The sequence below is a fragment of the Photobacterium sanctipauli genome, from assembly GCF_003026495.1.
GTDB lineage: Bacteria > Pseudomonadota > Gammaproteobacteria > Enterobacterales > Vibrionaceae > Photobacterium > Photobacterium sanctipauli.
Map to the genome: position 1 here is coordinate 1 of NZ_PYMA01000009.1, position 16199 is coordinate 16199.

11 protein-coding genes and 2 tRNA genes are annotated in these 16199 nt (G+C 42.3%); 2 read left to right on the forward strand and 11 right to left on the reverse strand.

What is annotated here, in order from left to right:
• Positions 1-141 precede the first annotated feature (141 nt).
• From C9I98_RS14455 to C9I98_RS14470, 4 genes are all read right to left on the reverse strand, one after another.
• Positions 142-789, reverse strand: coding sequence for an ATP synthase subunit B family protein (locus C9I98_RS14455; protein WP_036826765.1), 648 nt, complete (start codon positions 787-789; stop codon positions 142-144).
• Positions 790-822: 33 nt separating this feature from the next.
• A complete protein-coding gene (locus C9I98_RS14460; protein ID WP_036826767.1) occupies positions 823-1260 on the reverse strand; it encodes a hypothetical protein in 438 nt (145 codons plus the stop codon).
• 438 nt (positions 1261-1698) lie between these two features.
• The gene (locus tag C9I98_RS14465; protein ID WP_245907166.1) at positions 1699-3078 is read right to left on the reverse strand and encodes a site-specific integrase; all 1380 of its coding nucleotides are present in this window, start codon (positions 3076-3078) and stop codon (positions 1699-1701) included.
• A 64-nt stretch (positions 3079-3142) separates the two neighbouring features.
• Positions 3143-3230, reverse strand: a tRNA-Ser gene (locus tag C9I98_RS14470).
• 212 nt (positions 3231-3442) lie between these two features.
• Here C9I98_RS14470 and mscM point away from each other — a divergent pair.
• Positions 3443-6736, forward strand: coding sequence for a miniconductance mechanosensitive channel MscM (gene mscM / locus C9I98_RS14475; protein ID WP_107272141.1), 3294 nt, complete (start codon positions 3443-3445; stop codon positions 6734-6736).
• Between the two features lie 84 nt (positions 6737-6820).
• Here mscM and C9I98_RS14480 read toward each other — a convergent pair whose 3' ends face one another.
• From C9I98_RS14480 to C9I98_RS14510, 6 genes are all read right to left on the reverse strand, one after another.
• Complete coding sequence (locus tag C9I98_RS14480; RefSeq protein WP_107272142.1) at positions 6821-7105, reverse strand: hypothetical protein; 285 nt, start codon at positions 7103-7105, stop codon at positions 6821-6823.
• Between the two features lie 524 nt (positions 7106-7629).
• Positions 7630-8079 (reverse strand): L-alanine exporter AlaE, encoded by a 450-nt coding sequence (locus C9I98_RS14485; RefSeq protein ID WP_107272143.1) that lies wholly within the window; start codon positions 8077-8079, stop codon positions 7630-7632.
• Between the two features lie 811 nt (positions 8080-8890).
• A complete protein-coding gene (locus C9I98_RS14495) occupies positions 8891-9457 on the reverse strand; it encodes a condensin complex protein MksE (RefSeq protein WP_036816413.1) in 567 nt (188 codons plus the stop codon).
• A complete protein-coding gene (locus C9I98_RS14500) occupies positions 9457-10866 on the reverse strand; it encodes a hypothetical protein (protein WP_036816411.1) in 1410 nt (469 codons plus the stop codon). The genes C9I98_RS14495 and C9I98_RS14500 overlap by 1 nt, the downstream gene beginning before the upstream one ends.
• Position 10867: 1 nt before the next feature.
• Positions 10868-13798 carry a coiled-coil domain-containing protein gene (locus C9I98_RS14505; protein ID WP_036816409.1) on the reverse strand — a complete coding sequence of 977 codons (2931 nt, stop codon included), beginning with the start codon at positions 13796-13798 and terminating at the stop codon, positions 10868-10870.
• Positions 13788-14582: a hypothetical protein gene (locus C9I98_RS14510; RefSeq protein ID WP_036816407.1), complete on the reverse strand. Its 795-nt coding sequence runs from the start codon at positions 14580-14582 to the stop codon at positions 13788-13790. The genes C9I98_RS14505 and C9I98_RS14510 overlap by 11 nt, the downstream gene beginning before the upstream one ends.
• A 211-nt stretch (positions 14583-14793) precedes the next feature.
• On the opposite strand from C9I98_RS14510, the gene C9I98_RS14515 reads away from it, so the two are divergent.
• The gene (locus tag C9I98_RS14515) at positions 14794-15654 is read left to right on the forward strand and encodes a helix-turn-helix transcriptional regulator (RefSeq protein ID WP_036816405.1); all 861 of its coding nucleotides are present in this window, start codon (positions 14794-14796) and stop codon (positions 15652-15654) included.
• Positions 15655-15939: 285 nt separating this feature from the next.
• Here C9I98_RS14515 and C9I98_RS14520 read toward each other — a convergent pair.
• Positions 15940-16027 (reverse strand) — tRNA-Ser (locus C9I98_RS14520).
• Positions 16028-16199: the final 172 nt, after the last annotated feature.

The window sequence follows — 16199 nt, forward strand, 5'->3', positions numbered from 1 at the left end:
CCAGTTTAAGGGCTTCTGCTTTAAATTCAGGAGAATGGATAATACGTTTCTTCTTGTTTGTCATGATTCACCTCGTTAGTGATTGTACTCACTTAACTCGGTGTCCAAAACTGCTGGTGCGGATCATCTTTATTATTCCCATCACTCCCTCCATTGATACCTGTTAGAAGAAGTATTGTATTCAAAAGTAATAACTTTATAGTGCTCTACCTCATACACATCCTTATATATGTAGTCAGCTAAACATAACACCATATCTCCATACATAGGCTGCCAATGTCTTAAGCCTTTATACTGAACAGGATAGTCCTGAGCAAAGTCCTTAGCTACATGCTCACATTGACCTTTCACAGCAGCTTGCTTCCTCTCTTGCTCAGCAGCTTTTCTTTCTTGCTCTTTAGCATGAGCTACACCCTCTGGAGACTTAAGCCACTCTTCATGCTCCTTAGCCTTTCTAGCCTTTTCCTGCTCAAGAAGCTCTTGCTCTCTGGCTCTTATCTTTGCCTCATAATCCCTATCAGCCCTAGCCTCCATCAGTGCAATGCAGCTCATTACCTTCTGATTGTTTTTACATTCAGGGTATCTCTCCAGCCTCGCTTTATCTTCATCTGACCAGAACATAGTAGAGCTAAACGATGCATCTTCAGTGACCTCATGAACTACAGAGCACCCACTCATTACAGCAATACTCATCAAACCCATAAGCGTAGCTTTAAGAGGAACAGCCTTATTACTTGTTTTATTGTTTGCCTTACTGCTAATACCGTTATTACTCTCACTGCCTTTCATTTACTCATCTACCGTAATTTTGATGAAAGCTTCTTATATGATTGAAGCTTCTTGGTTTCTGTTACCCTGTACAGACTCAAAGCTACTTCTCATTAGCTGAGCCACATTAGCTTCATCCATATTCTTTAAAGCCCCATCTAATGATGTAAGCTCTTTCACATACATATGGTCTATGTACATAGCTAGGTCTTTAGCAAATGCTGGAGCTACTAACAGGTACAAGGTGTTAGCATCCTCTCCATATGGGGTCATTGGCTTAATGCCACTCCAGTCTTCCTTCCCATCAATGGAAACAATTGGAGCTAGCTCAATGACAGATACATCCTTCCCATTAGAGTCATTAGCCTCATGCACACCTAACACTCGTAACTGAGCATCCTTAGCATTGGCTGTGATAACTAGAAGGTCTGCTACTGCCTTACATAGAGCTTCTTTCATCAGAACATCTTTAAGACTTAGTGTGTTGCTCATTGCTTATTCCTCACATGTATTCATCCATTCATGCATCTAACCTATGTCGTGCTGGCACATTGAGGAGATGCTTTTCCCCCTACAACTAAGGGCTCTACGTTCAAGGAAGTCAGCCTCATTAGAGGCTTGCTTTCCTGCATCTCCTCAGCCAGCACACATAGCATTCTCATGAACATGAAGGAGCCAAAGAGAAATGAACAAAGAGCTAGGGACGTTAAAGGTCTAGGAGTCCCGTTTCCTTTGCTCACCTCCTTTTCAGGCACACACTGTATCTATGTTGTATCTATGTTGTATCTATGCTGAATAAAGCTTCCACCAAGAAGGGCAACACAAGTGACTTTAATCATTACAATGAAGTAATTACATTCGTTTTATATATCTTTTATATAGTTTCAGATGAGCCTCTTTAACCCACTGTTTAACAAACACCTAGTTAATCTACAACACCAACCCCACAGATAACTTACGAATAGCCTCAAGCTTGTTCATGTAAGTAAAGCCACTCATATACACCTTCCCTGTTGTTAGCTTACCTATGCTATGTCCCATCAATGAACCTATAAGCTCTTCACTAACTGCCTCATTGAATAGCTTTGTAATTGCATAATGTCTAAATGAGTGAAAGCTAACACCTTGAAGCTTGAGCTTCTCTCTACACAAGACACTAAACCACTTACTAGGCTTACTGTTGTATCCGTTGTCTTTGGAGTATGTTAATGAAGGAAAGAGCCTTTCATCTTTAGCTCTTTGATGGACAAGAGGCTCAAGCAAGGCTTTAAGGTCTGGAGCGACAGGTACAGTCCTTTTGCTTGAATCATTCTTAAGTGTTTTATCTTCATGATCATCATTAATATCAAGATGAGGCTGAGCAGATACAAGGTCTACATCACCTACCCTCATTTGAGCTAGCTCATTAAGGCGACAGCCTGTAAGAATAGCCATTCTAGGCAAGTAATATCTCCAGCCATTACCTACATACCCATCAGCTTTAAACTCATAAGTGAGCTTCAATAGCTCTTTGAGCTCTTTCTCAGAGAAAGCCCTCTTAGCCTTTGTAGAGGATGCTTTAGATGTAGCTCTAGCCTCATTCTTAGACAATTGAAACCATTCAGCCTCACAAGGCACTGATGCTCTATTGAAGCAGCTAGATAGCAGCCTTAGCTTCTTCTTGAGTGTTGTAGGGCTGACTGTCTTACCCTTACTCTTCACTGAGATAGACTGAGATAACTTCCACTGTTCAATATGAGCAGCCTTAATCTCATGAGTACAAATGGATGGATATAACCTTAAGAAGCTCTCCCAGCAGGCTCTATAGTCCCTTCTACTCTTGAAAGCTAGGTCTTCTAAGGCTTTATCAATATCTACAGATGAAAGGAAAACAGCCTCTTTCTTTGCAAAGACTGAGCTAACAAAGCTATTGAATGTAGCTTTAATCTGCTCAATGGACGGATTGTGGAATGAAGATATTTCTCTGTAGAGATACAGAGCATAGGAAGCAGCATGCAGACGCTGCCTTGTTCTGAGGCTAACTTTTAACTGCTTATACTTGTATGGTTTACTAGATGAAGCTAGAGGATTGTATGACGGGTTATCAACACGTACATTCCACCTAAAGGAATAGATACCGCTCTTAGAGCGCACTAAATATGTATTAGCACTATTGGCATTAGAGGAGCTTAAAGCTTGAGATGCTGGAGGAACATCTTGAAGCGGGGAATCTTCTAGAGGAGAATCTGAATGAGGTGAGTCTAAAGTAGCTAAGCTAGCTTTAGTTAACTCAGATTTATGAGGCTCAGATAGCAAAAAATTCAATGACACTGCTTGTACCTTTGTTTGTACCTTTAGGTAACAAACGACAAGAGTAAATCATTGAATTTGAAGATGGCGGTGAGGGAGGGATTCGAACCCTCGATACGTTGCCGTATACACACTTTCCAGGCGTGCTCCTTCAGCCACTCGGACACCTCACCAAATTGTTGTAGGACGCTGTGCGTCTCAACGGCGGCTAATGTAATGATTTAGCGTACTTGGGTCAAGGGCTTTTCATAAAATAAAGCGCAAGTGATGCGAATTAGATCAAACTGTTCCATTCGCCGCCAATCTTTTGTATTTATTCGCTGCTAGACTAACACCTAAGGTATCGTAAGCTATCATTTTGTATTTTGGTTATTTTTGGAGCGTTATGAGTTATTGGCTAAGACCCCTACTGGCTCTGCTTTTTCTTACCTTCAGTCTCAGTCTTCATGCTGCTGAAGAAGCGTACAGTGAGCGAGAAGCCGAGCTGACCAACAAAATAGAAGCATTGCATGCCAAGGGTAATACACCAGAAATTATCAAAGAGCTGGATACCCTACTCAAGGCCGAGAACCAGCTGGAAAAAACCCGCGATTTTGAGCAGCAAACCCAAGACTACCGCCAGTTAGTTGCGGAGTTTCCAAAGCGTACCAAAGAGCTTCAAGCGCAGATCAACTCTTTCTCGATGACGGAGTTCCCCGACTTTACCCAACTCGACCAAGAAGAGCTCAACGATGAGATCAGCCTGCAAGACAACAGCCTCAAGCAGTTGGAACAGATACGTAGTAACAGTAAAAATGAACTGCAGGTTATTGAAAAAGGCATCGACGACTTTTCTTTTAATTCAGAGCAACTGCGCAAGCAAATCCAGAAAGAAGAACAAACCCTCAAGCAGATCCAAAATCAGCCCAATACCGAGCAGCTGGCACTCATTCACCAAATCGCTCACCAATACTACGTGAGCCACTTATACCTGATTGAAGCACAGCAACTCAGTGCCGGTAATCGTCGCACGCTGGTCAAACAACATATTCGTCTTACCAACCTCGAAATTGATGCTCGGCAGGCTTATCGCAATAACCTGCAAAGGGAGTTGTCCCGCCGTCTACGCGAAGAAGCCGAAAGCTCCAGCGATGAGAATGATCGGTTCCAAAATGACGACATTAATCAGCCAGCGCAGATCAGGCAGCTAACCAATAACAACAAGCGCTACCTCAGTGCGCTTTCTTCTATTTCCACCAAAAACGAGCAAGTACAGCAACAACTGCAGAACACCTCGGAACAAATTAAGGTGGTGGAAAAAACCGCTGATGATCTCGATACCATGGCGGAGTGGTTAAAACTGAGCCCGGCATTTAGCGAAAACCTTCGTACCCGTATCAACCGGCTGCCAGCCAACCCGCCGATCACTTCGCTAGATAAAGATATTGCCCAAAACCAAATCAACAAATACGAGTACCAGCAACGCAGCGATCTTTTAAAAGAACGGGTTAACCTGCCCAGCTCGGCAGAGCTAACGCCAGAGCAGCAAAATCAAGAAAAGGCCTTAATGGAAGCCAACCTGATTTTGCTCGACAAGCTTATCGATAATACCGACACCCTGATCTACCAGCAGGCAACATTGAAAGTCTCTTATGAAAAACTTAACGGGATCTTAAATGAGCTAAAAAGCCAAGCCAGCAAACAACTGTTTTGGGCGCCTGATACCAACCCGCTGAGTGTTAACCTCATGGTGGCAACATGGGAAAAGCTCAAGTGGTTCTTCTCGCCCTTCCAGTGGGTTAGCTTTCTAAAATTTCCGAGCTCCATAGAAAAAACGCCACTCATCGTTGCCTTATCTGTTATTGGCTTGATTATTTTCGGCCTGAGCTGGTTCCGTCGCCACTGGAAGAAATACCTTGAAGAAACCAGCAAGAAAATCGGCAAAGTTACCCAGGATAAATTCCGCTTTAGCTACAACAATGTGTTTTTCTCATTTTGCCTAGCCTGGCCAATTCCTATGATTGTTGGGTTAGTGGGCCTCATTCTAAGTGCAGCATGGCAATTTCCGTTCGTACACCACTTTGGCCAAGCCTTATCAATCCCAATGTCGCTCGTTATGTACTGCTTCATGCGCGAGCTGGTTCGTGACAACGGCTTGCTCATCGGGCATTTTGGCTGGTCTTCCGATTTGGTATCACGCTCATTCCACCACTACCAGCGCCTACTTTGGATCTACCTACCCATGATGGTGATCCAGAATTTCGCCCACTTATATAGCGATATAGACGTCAATGCGACACTAGGCCGGCTTGCCTTTATTATAAGTAACATTTCGGTAAGCTACTTCCTCTGGCGTTTATGCCAAGAGAAGCTACCAATGACTTATGGCGACTTACCGGAAGGCAAGGCGCATATCGGCCACCACTTATTCTGGTGGACACTCATTCTGATCCCGCAGGGACTCAATTACACCGCGCTCAAGGGTTACCTCAGCTCATCACAATCTGTGATGGATAAACTGGAAGTGTCTGCCGTTATTGGTGTTGTCACCCTATTAATTTATTACCTGATCAAACGCCTGATGCTGATCCAAAAACGCCGCCTCGCGTTTGAGCGAGCCAAGGCAAAACGTCAGGAAATTATTGCTCAGCGTATTGCCGAGCTTGAAGAAGAGAAAGACGAGAATTACAGCAGTAGCGAAATGCAGATCGATGTCGAAGAGCCTGAAGTCGACCTCGATAAAATCAGCGCCCAATCACTGCGTCTACTACGTTCATTGCTATTGCTTATCTACCTATCGTGTTTGTCTGTTGTATGGGCTGATTTTTACCAAGCCATCTCTTACCTTGGCGACATCACGATATGGGATGTCACCAATACCATCGACGGTATCGACGAGCTAAGTTCGATCTCTTTGAAAAATGTGCTGCTGGCCTTCCTGGCATTCTGGCTAACCATGATCCTCGCCCGAGACTTACCCGGTGCGATGGAACTCCTGATCCTACAACATTTGGCCCTGTCACCCGGTACCGGCTACGCCATTACCTCTTTGACTCGCTATGTCGCCATCTTCTTGGGGATTATTATTGGCTCAGGCTTAATTGGCTTCGATTGGTCAAAAATGCAATGGCTGGTCGCCGCATTGGGTGTTGGCTTGGGCTTTGGCCTACAAGAAATTTTCGCCAACTTCATTTCCGGCCTGATCATCTTGTTTGAAAAGCCAATTCGAATTGGTGATACCGTGACAATCCGCAACCTCACGGGTGTGATTGCTAAAATTCAAACCCGCGCCACCACCATTGTCGATTGGGATAGAAAAGAAGTTATCGTGCCAAACAAGGCTTTTGTGACTGAGCAGTTCATTAACTGGTCGCTATCGGACCCGATCACCCGGGTAACCCTATCGATCAGCGTCAAGTATGTTGCAGACAGCGAGCTGGTCACCAAGCTGCTGTTTGAAGCCGCCGATGAATGTGAGCTGGTGCTCGACAATCCGGCGCCGGAGGTTTTCTTCCTTACCCTGACAGCAGACAGCCAGAATTTTGAAGTACGCGCCTATGCGGCAGAGACCGCACATCGACTAACGCTGACCCATGATCTCCACCAGCGCATTAAGCAAAAGTTTAACCACCATGGTATTGAAATTGCCCATCCGCAATTAGAGATCCAAATGAAGCGACGCCAGCGTGCTCCTCGCTAGTTCGCCACTGACTATGCGACAAAAACGACAAAGCCCTCAATGATGAGGGCTTTGCTAAATCTTGGTTCAGAACGGTCTTAGTTGTTACTTTTTCACTCGCTCTTCAGCCATCTTATTTTGCATTTGGATGTAGCTACCCAAATGCATCGACGCTGGCTTGCCACGTAAAATATAAGGCAGCTCAGTTTGAGTACGGGCATGGCTGACCGGGCGTAGGCGCACATAAATCGTACCTAATAAGTTTTTTGCTAACGCTTGGCACATACGATCGACCCATGAAAAAAAGCGACCGAAAACACCAATTTTGATCCACAAAACAAACTGGCTTAAAGCAAACATTGTTGCCACTGTCCAATGTACTTCTATCATTTTTCTTTCCTTTCAGGTTTCTCGTCTGCGCGAGTTGGTTGACTGACTGAACAAGAAGAAATATGCCAATAAAAGTATGTAGATTAAACCGACGCCTGTAACTGAATTTAACGTAAGCTTAATGCTTCCACCGCACAAAACTCATTTATGAAATCAAAGATCCACCATTTGAAAAAAGAAAAAGCACATACAAATTAATAACATGCATTTTTTAACTTGCTCGCAAGCCATTGTTATAGCGAAAAAAGACAAAACCTGCAGCATAATCAACTAAACAACCATTCAACAACTCTGAGTCGAAGCTAAACAGGCAACCAATAAACAGTAATTATTAGTTATAAACAAACATCACAATAAGATATGAGAAGTTACAAACAGTCATAGATTGAATTTTCTGTTAAACCTTATTTTCATGCCTTTTCAGCGCTATACCATGCAATTTTCTGCATTTTAGATGCAAAAAGCCCCAGCTAAGTTAATAGCTGGGGCCAAGTAGTATTCGACTGCTAACGCTGTTATTAGTGTTACGCCTGCTGGTAGTAGCCCGGTACGCGGAACATACGGCGGCACATTTCAAGGAACTGACCGTAAACAACACCTAGCGCACCTGAAACAACGGCGTTACTGGCAACTGCTGTCATGATCTGGTCAACATCTGCCCCCACCACAAACAAGATTGCCGCATATACTGGTGACTGGAACATAACATAAGCAACCATATCTGAAGCTGCTTTCATCCAGCCATTGCCAGAAAGACGCATACCCTGTCGGATCACCAAATCACGGAAGACACCGTAAGGCCATGCAATAGCAATATTCACTGGAATAGACAGCGTACGCGAAGCCAATGACTGCTCAAATGTCATACCCGAAACGAATATTTCTATCATCATGCCTGTAATAAAACTAAAAATTACCATTGCAAAAGTGTCAGCAGCAGCACTTCTTACGTTAAATTGCCCTTTAACAGACATTACGCGACCTCAATATTCAGTAAATAAAACCATATAAATTAAATTGTTTAGCCTGATTAACTACATTAATCATGACCAAGCAGTTGATGCGCGTATTAAAACAGAGTTTTTGCAGAATTACCCACCAAATATCCAATTTGTTTGTAAGTTTACCACTATTTTGAAGCCAGACCTTGGCATGATCCGCTACGCTGGCACCCTTGACGTGCTACAAAAGCATTTTGTCGAATTAAAGCAGCCAAAACCACACCTAAACTTCATGTATAGCAGGGTTAAAACCAGAGTTAAGCTTTATTTTTAAACATCAGGTATGAGATTAGCCAGATAACCCAAGCAAATTACAGTTTCATTTCAGCCTACTAAGACTGAGTGAACACTCATTTAAACAGTTTAAAATCAACAATTTAAATAGATAAAAACTCAGAAAATAGGAAGAAGACAGAAAACAAGGCTAACGAGCAAAACAAAAAGGTGGATTTGCCATAAATAACACAGGAAATGTGTATATTTTATCAATCACGAAAAGAATGGTTGATGCAGGCTGCCAAATGAACAATAAAATTCCATAGCGACATATTCATGCAGATAAAAGATCAGACAGGATAATCGAGGCAATCTTTAGGCAGGAAGATAAGAAGATAAGAAGATAAGAAGATAAGAAGACTAACAACTAAATAGCAAAAAACCGCCCATTAGGCGGTTTTTCTTAATATGGCAGTGAGGGAGAGACACCACGACTGTCTCGACTTTCAGTTTATAAACCATTAATAACTTTGGGCCGACTTATACTCATCGGTAGCTACAAACTCAACTACTCTTGCTCTTGTGAGTACTTTTCAACATGTAGATTAAGGAAATGCATACCTGCTGAGCTCAAAATGTAATGCTTATCACCGCATTGATAGAGAAAGTTTCTGTCTGCGAGGTAGTTTAAGGCTTTATCCCAAGTTTCTATTCCAAGTGCTTGACGGATATCATCATAAATCGTTTGCTCTGCAATTTCTTCCAGTGCCTTACGACCGAGGCCAATGACTGGCGTCATTAAATCATCGAGGTCATACCCTTTGTCTACCCAATAGCGGGCGATAATTAACAACATTGCCTGAATTTTGGTGGCATTAGTGTCGGCGTCTTCTTCAGCTTCACTTCGGCTAATATAGAAGAACTCCCCCTCGACATTGAAATTAAGCGTGTAACCTATATGAAGGTAGAGTTGAGTAAAGTGCTCAAGATTGTTGTAAAGCTCGGTATAGAGTGGACTCTCTAGAAAACTCTGCTGATAAAGGTCATAAACCTGTTTGGTGATCACCTTGCCATTGACGAAGGTGGCGTATATCTGCTGGCTTTTCGGCATGTTGATTTGAGAAAAGGGGCTCATTACTGAATTACTCGCTCTGTTCGAATTTTACGGTATAAATAAATATTGTCGCCCAGGGAGAGTCGCTGACGAAAGTTGGTCATTTTGAGTGTATGTCCATCAAGCATTGCCTCACTTCGCAATATGAAGTTAAGACCTTCCAATAGGTCAACAAAGTGATAGTCAGAGAAGTAATCTTTAAGGCGACGATGTAGTGAGAGAGTGAGATCTTGATACTCCGCCATTTTCATATTTTTAACTAGCTCAAAGATTTGCTCTGCGCGCGCGAGCCTCTGCTCGGTGGAATCATCTTTTACGCTGACTAAATCCACATAACGGCTCTGCTCTAGCAAACTCCTATCCACAACTCGCGCTTCAATATCACTGACTACGTTGTTTAGGTAGGCTTCTGAACTACTGATACGCAGCACTTTGGGCCTAGCTTGCTGCATTAATCCCATAAAGCTTCCATTATCACGAGCAAATTGCCCATCAATCTGGCTGCGCTTGAGATTTTGTTTTGTGGCATCTAATGCATTCACTAACTCACTAAATGCACCTTCAATTGCATTAAACTGTTGAAGGCGTTTTTTGGAACGCGCCAAAAACTGATCCACCGATTGAGAAACATTGCTGATCTGTTTGTGAAAGCTGTTAAAACTCACCTCATACCTTAGCATCGCATTAGCCCGATGATGGTCTTGATGGAGGTCGAACTGACTGCGTAAGCTTTGCAGACATTCAAACAAGTTCGGGCCATCTTTCAAACGGCTTTTTTCATCCAAAAACTGCCTAGTTGGCAATATGTGGCGAGACAGCAGTAAAGATATTTTTTCTATCGACTCTTGCTGAAGAGCAGAAAACACTTGTGGATTATGAGACTTAGCGGCAAGTTCACTCGCATCGCAGAGCTCTTGGTTGATGGTCTGCATTTTGACCAAGTTCAGGCGGATGCTGTTAAGCAGTTCACTCAATTGATGAAATAGCTCGTCAATCAACTCCTTGAAATCTAGGTCACTATCGCTATACAGCATCGAACCCGATTGGAGCTTTTCTAGGAGTATACGTATACCCCCGAGCTGGATCTTAAGTGCAACATCGGTAAGGTCTTGAAATAGACTGCGATCAAACAGACGGAATACCCCTATCACCGCTCGATCAAAGATCAAGCGACTCTCGCCCCCGAACTCATCTTTATCCACCAAAATATGGGAAGCTAATAAGTTGTCTGTAGAAAAGGCAGTACGTAATTGTTTCTGCTTCTCTTTGCTTTGACCCTGTATGTAACGGTGTAATCTAGAGATAAAGGACGCTTCTCTTACATATGGCTCACCGCTCTCATCCATGGTACGGATCACATCTCTCATGATGGTGTGATGTTCAAGCATGATGGCAAACGTAGGGATGGTTAGAAGTCGTTGATCACTCATATTACTCTCCAAACATATCGAGCTGCTCTCTATCCAGCGTACTTCCTTTTGTCACAAAGCTTTCTGGCATGCCAGTAAAAGCAATGTTTCTTGCCTTGCTATAAGGTGTTGCTGTACGCATGGCATCTAATCGAAAATGCTGCCCAAACTTGAAGATAATCTCACTAGATGCAGAGTTAGTCGATGCGCTTAATACTCTAAATCCTGCTTGTTTCATATTGGGCAACAGCCAATCAAATTGAGAGCTATCAACCGAAGCACCTTCGTCAATAACCAACGGAAACTGAGTAGAACAAGCGCTGTTTCTCAATCTACCAAGTAAAATTTCAACCAGTTTGATGTTGATAAGCATAATGGTCGAAGTAGATTGTGACTTACTCTCCCAACCTTCTTGTCCCTGCTTTTTCACTCTATATGAAATACCAGATACTACCTGCTCCATCGTTAACAATGCGGCTCTGCCTTCTGGGAAGAATTTTTTGCTAAAGGCCTTAAGACGCTCAATAAATTGTTCGGAGGCTTTTTGATCAGAATGCGTATCAAAAAACTCGATTTCATTCACCAAGTCATCAAACCTGGCTTCCACTTTGATTTTGGCCTCGACCTCCGACAAATCATTAATCACTAATCCCTCAAACGCACGATTAATACTTTGCTCAAATTGGCGAACCATTTCTCGATTGTTTTTTAGCTCATTGATAATGGCGTGAACAGAGTGCTTATGTTCAATAAAGTGTTTGCGCAGAATATCAAACTCCTCATCTAAGCCTTGATAGCGCGTTTGAAGCTGGTGAAATGCATGTTCTAGAAGTTCATCATCTAGGTGAGACAGCATCAACTTATCGTCATTTTCTAGCACTTGTTCTCTAACGAAATCTTGAAGCCTCTCTGTAACATCTGTCTTTGCTTGACGCTTACTGTTTAAACTCTCAATTCGCTTGTGCAATGTTTCTTCCGACAAGTCCACTGTTTGGGCGGGTAAAACTGAAAAATCACTTACTGGCAGATGATGCGCCTGAAGTTCCGCTTTGACCCTAACGCTGCATCTGGTTAATTTTTCTATCTGTCCTTTATTCTCATTTAGTTTGACAGTTAGCGCGTCAAACAATTGCTTCTCTTGTGCCCACAGATCATTTTGTGCATCTAACTGTTTTTGCAAAGATTGACTCGTTTGTTCGGCCTGATCTAGTTGCTTGTTGGCATCTCTAAGCTGCTCTGTATTGTTTGTATATGCTTGTAGCAAGTTTATTTCATTTACAGTACGTTTAATTTCTGTTTTCAGCGCCGTAATTTCTTTAATTCGTTCAATACGGGATTGACTACCCATCACACTGAGTTCTGCGACTCGCTTGCGTTTTTGCTCTAAGGTCTCTTGTACTTTAGATAACCTCGTTTGATCGGACTCTCGATTTGTGGGTTGGATAAACTCTAACGTTAAGTCCCAAAGTGCGTAGTGCTGTTGTTTTTCTTCTAATAAATCGGTAATTGACTCAATTGCCTGCCGCTCTGATGAGGATAATACTCTTGCAGGGTTTGACTCCGCCAACTCCTCATTAATCGCTGCTAACTTCATCCAAACACTTTCGGGTAACTGGTTAAACAGCTTGTATTGTTGAGCGTTAACCGAGGCTTGATAGCGAGCTTCCGTCTCGTTAAGGTTGGAAATTTCCTGTTTGAGCGTTTCCAGTTCAGTTTGTAGAGCTTCTGCATCCTCCTTTAATCTTAACGCTTCCTTTCTATCATCTAGGTGTTCACGGTGGCCTAAAATAATGTCGTCTATTGTGTCACTTTCATCGTACATATTGATGATAAGATCCGTTTTTTCAACGACCTCATTGAGTTTTTTTTGTTGATGAGACAGTACGTTTATTTCACCTTTCAGTGTCTTTTGTTTATCCGTGATACCATCACACGCTTTCTTCGCCGAGTTAACTTTTCCTTTCTGTAAAGTTAACTGTTTCTCTTCTTGCTCAAGGATTTGCTTTTCTTGTGTGATTCGACTGTCAAGCATCATGGCATACTGCATCAACGCATCTTCAGCATTTTTATTGCTCATTAATTGTTGATGACTAAGGGCAAGCTTTTCATACTGAGGCCTTAGGCTTTCAATCTTTTTGAGTATTAGCTCGCGGCGTGACAACATCTCGTTATGATTAATAAAGGCATCAATATCGAAATTAAGCTCGTCTTTACGTTCTTTTTTTCTGGACTCAATGATGTTGGCAACGGCTAAACGAACCGTATCCGAGCCTGTTTTCATATCGAATAACAAACGAACGAGCGCACGAAAGGCATCAACATCTGCATCTTTAGTTGAATTGAGAGGAAACAAGCAAAAACGCATCGCATCGATATCGAGCAGTTGATTAGCGTAAATAGTCTCTCTAATTGCAGAGGAACGTACCAATGGTTTGAAATGCTTATCATGACTCTTAAGATAAGCCTGCACTTTACTGAGAGATAGATCATTGACTCGTCCACCAATTCCATCATCTCCAGTATTGTCATCCCAAAAAAGGTGGCGTATTTGCTCATATCTTAGAGAGGTAAACAGGCGGCGATAATCGAGTTTTTCTGAACTACCGCGATAAAGTATCTGACAGTGAGGGATAGGTCCGCCTAAATAGTTATCGCACTCTAAAATCAAAAAGCTGGTGCTGCTCGGAAAGTAGTGTTCAAAACACTCATCATTAGAGTAAAAGTTGCCTTCTTTATCTGAAAAGCCGAACTTGTTTTTCGAGTCTTTGAAGTTTTCTTCTGGTAATAAAAATAATCGAATCGCATTGAGGATCGACGTTTTACCAATATTCCCGCCACCAATAAGAATCCCCCCTTCTCGCAAGTCTATTTCTGCAATCGCAACGCCCGCAGAATCAACGGCAACCAAGCGCGATATACTGATCGAAAGGTTATCTATTGCATTATTTAGCATCGGAGGAATCCTGTTGTATTTCGGGTAGAAAAGCTTCTTGCTCTAGGAACAAGCGCGTTTGGTTCATAAGTTCAGCTTCTGAGTTTAAGCCAAGATCTCTAGCTAGCTCTATCGCCTTAGCCAAGTGAGCACCACTTTTAGGTTTGAGTTTAAATTTGCTACTGAATAAGTCCCAATCTACTGGAGCCAGCCATTCACATGTAGGAAAAACATTTTTGAGCGTTTTGTAAGTTGTTAGCCCACCTAATTCAACGTCTTGTGCACAATAAATTTCATCATAAGTAGATAGAAATGGCCTGTTCAGGTAATGGCATATTTGATTACCGGAACTAAAAATGATGTCTGAACTTTCAGCTAATAATGAATGGCCAATTAACTCTAAAAACTCTTGATATCGATAGAAATTCTCAACATTTTCTATAAGAACTGCCCGCTTACCAATGAGTTTTCCTTGCGTTTTGTAACCATTAACATCAGATACAACCACAAAAGGAACCTGTGATTTTGTAGTGCTGTTCAAAACTAATACATGAGCGAAATTACTTGGAAAATCATGCGAACGTCCCAAGTGTGATGCCCCTACTCTATCGTTTACCTCTGGCCCAAAAAGCGAGCTATGTCGCTCTGCATCAAGTATCTTCATTTGATGACCACCTCGTACACGAATCGCGCTATAGATTTTTCGCCATTCATTCATGTCAGAGAATGGTAAGCACTTGATAAAGCGATCTAGGTTGATCGAGTCTCCCTGCGAAATCTTGGTGAGATATTGATTAAGTTTCATTTCACTAAGTCCAAATTAATCAGATGGATAACATTACATACTCCATGAATTCAATATCTATACTTCGGGCGAATCGACTATTTTTGAGAGTATGTTCACTTGAATCTTTACACTGTTGACTAATATATGCCCCCAGAATAATATGACGTCATTGACGACAGGTAAATACTGATTACATATACACGTAGCATAATTAGACAGGATTCAAACTATGAGTAAATGGCCCGTTAGGTGGGATCTGCTTTTTCGATACAGAATGATTGAAATTATTGCGCTATGGGAAGGGCGATTAACCACAAACCATCTGATTAAAAGTTTTGGTATTGGTAGACAACAAGCATCGAAAGATATTAACACTTATCTTGCAGAGATTGCCCCTGGTAACCTTGTCTATGACAAACAGTTAAAAGGCTACAAACCCAGTGATAGCTTTATCCCACAACTAACGTCAGGTCATGCTGATGAATATTTGCACATTCTTTCAAGACGTGAAGATATGACCATCACATTTGAAGATCTCGATATGGGATTTGACAACACAACCATAGTCCGACCAATCGCACGTAACATCGCACCTGAAATACTTCGCCCTCTCGTCCAAGCCATCAGGGAAAAAAAACGTGTCGACATAAGCTACACATCGATTAAAGATGGCGTCGAAGTTGAGCGAATTATTTCTCCACACACCCTTGTTTGTACGCCATTACGTTGGCACGTTCGTGCCTATTGCGAGCACTCTAAAGGCTATCGAGACTTTGTGTTGAGTCGAATAAGAGGTATTCCAAGCCTTGAAGGTAAGAAAGTGATGGGAAAAGAGCACGATGACTTATGGAATACTTCACTCACTATCGAGTTGATACCAGACCCAAGATTAACCGATACTCAGGCCGCTATCGTTGCCCATGACTACGATATGGAAAAAGGCATCCTCTCTATACCAGTTAACGCAGCTTTGATCCGATATGTTCTGGACGCTTATAACATCGATATTAGTGTCCTGGATCTAAACCCGAAAAGTCAGCAGATTATTGTGAAGAATTTTGAAGAGCTGAAGCCATATTTGTTTTTCTAGGTTGACATGAATAGTTCAAAAGGTTTCCTGCAAACCATTCTTAGAACACACCAGGTATGTACTGACATTGCACTCAGCATCAACACAAAATGACAAGAAAGCTAGTTGGGGTAGGGACATTTCAGCTAAAGAGTTTCCAGCTAGAGTTGCTGGTGGAACATCTGATGAAGATGTTAAACATGAAGGTTTTGAAACCTGATAAGCAAAAAATTCAATGACACCACTTGTACCTTTGTTTGTATCTTTAGGTAACAAACGACAAGAGTTAATCATTGAATTTGAAGATGGCGGTGAGGGAGGGATTCGAACCCTCGATACGTTGCCGTATACACACTTTCCAGGCGTGCTCCTTCAGCCACTCGGACACCTCACCAAATTGTGTGTTGAAACAGGTAATTTCAACAAGGCGGCTAATATAAGGCGCTACCGCAATTCAGTCAATAGAAATCAGGCTGTTTCCTATCAAGTGCTCAATTTTTACCACCCTTTCCAACCCAAACGGCTGATAACACTATAAATGGCTAAGAATATTCATCAGTTTGGTA